Origin of the sequence: Micrococcus luteus (assembly GCF_022664405.1) — a bacterium.
Lineage (GTDB): Bacteria > Actinomycetota > Actinomycetes > Actinomycetales > Micrococcaceae > Micrococcus > Micrococcus luteus.
The window spans coordinates 1-1,198 of the sequence record NZ_JAKRLB010000045.1 but is presented as its reverse complement, the minus strand read 5'-3'; the positions used below and the strand labels follow the sequence as shown (position 1 = coordinate 1,198).

The window sequence follows — 1,198 nt, the reverse complement described above, 5'->3', positions numbered from 1 at the left end:
GAAAGTTGGTAACACCCGAAGCCGGTGGCCTAACCCTTGTGGGGGGAGCCGTCGAAGGTGGGACCAGCGATTGGGACTAAGTCGTAACAAGGTAGCCGTACCGGAAGGTGCGGCTGGATCACCTCCTTTCTAAGGAGCATCAGTGCCCGTTGCATCACCGCGTGTGTGATGGCGGGTTGCTCATGGGTGGAACATCAACGAATGGTGCCAGTGGTGGTGCCGGCAGTGCTCGAGTACGTCATGCCTGTGAGGGTGTGGTTGGAATGGGTGGTGTTGGTGGCTGCGGGCTGGTGTTGGCACACTGTTGGGTCCTGGAACAGCAGGTGCCCTGACCTGTGAGGGTTGGGGTTGTTGTTTCTGGTGTCCGTATCTTGTGAAGCTGGCCTTGAGGGTTGGTGGATGGGGTGTGGGTTGTTGTTTGAGAACTGCATAGTGGACGCGAGCATCTTATTTTTTGTTGCTGCATCGTTGATCGCACTGTTCCCCCTGGGGTGGTGTGTGAGGTGTGGTGATGCCGAGAATGACATCTTAGTTAGATATTGCTCATTTGAGGACTTTCATTGTGTGTGAAAGTTTCCAAGGGCGCATGGTGGATGCCTTGGCAACAGGAGCCGAAGAAGGACGTGGGAATCTGCGATAAGCCTGGTGGAGTCGATAACCGGACGTTGAGACCAGGATTTCCGAATGGGGAAACCCCGCACGACGTGTCGTGTGACCCCCGGTTGAACACATAGACCGGGTGGAGGGAACGTGGGGAAGTGAAACATCTCAGTACCCACAGGAAGAGAAAACAAAAGTGATTCCGTTAGTAGTGGCGAGCGAACGCGGATGGGGCTAAACCGTATGTGTGTGATACCCGGCAGGGGTTGCATGTGCGGTGTTGTGGGCCCCTCCTTGTCATGTCTGCCGGCATGGCGCAGTGAGGTGCGGGCATATAGACGAACCAGTGTGGATGCTGGACCGTAGAGGGTGAGAGTCCCGTAGTCGAAATGTGTTCCGCCGCTGTTGGAGGGTTGCCCGAGTAGCACGGGGCCCGAGGAATCCCGTGTGAATCTGCCAGGACCACCTGGTAAGCCTGAATACTACCTGTTGACCGATAGCGGATCAGTACCGTGAGGGAATGGTGAAAAGTACCCCGGGAGGGGAGTGAAATAGTACCTGAAACCATGTGCCTACAAACCGTTGGAGCCTCCTTGTG

At 55.9% G+C, this 1,198-nt stretch carries 2 rRNA genes (1 of these 2 cut by a window edge); both read left to right on the top strand.

Features of this window, described 5'->3' with window-relative positions:
- Window positions 1-129: ribosomal RNA gene (locus MF605_RS11835) — 16S ribosomal RNA — on the top strand (it extends 1,090 nt beyond the left edge of the window).
- A 437-nt stretch (window positions 130-566) separates the two neighbouring features.
- Window positions 567-1,198 (top strand): 23S ribosomal RNA (locus MF605_RS11830); the annotation flags it as partial.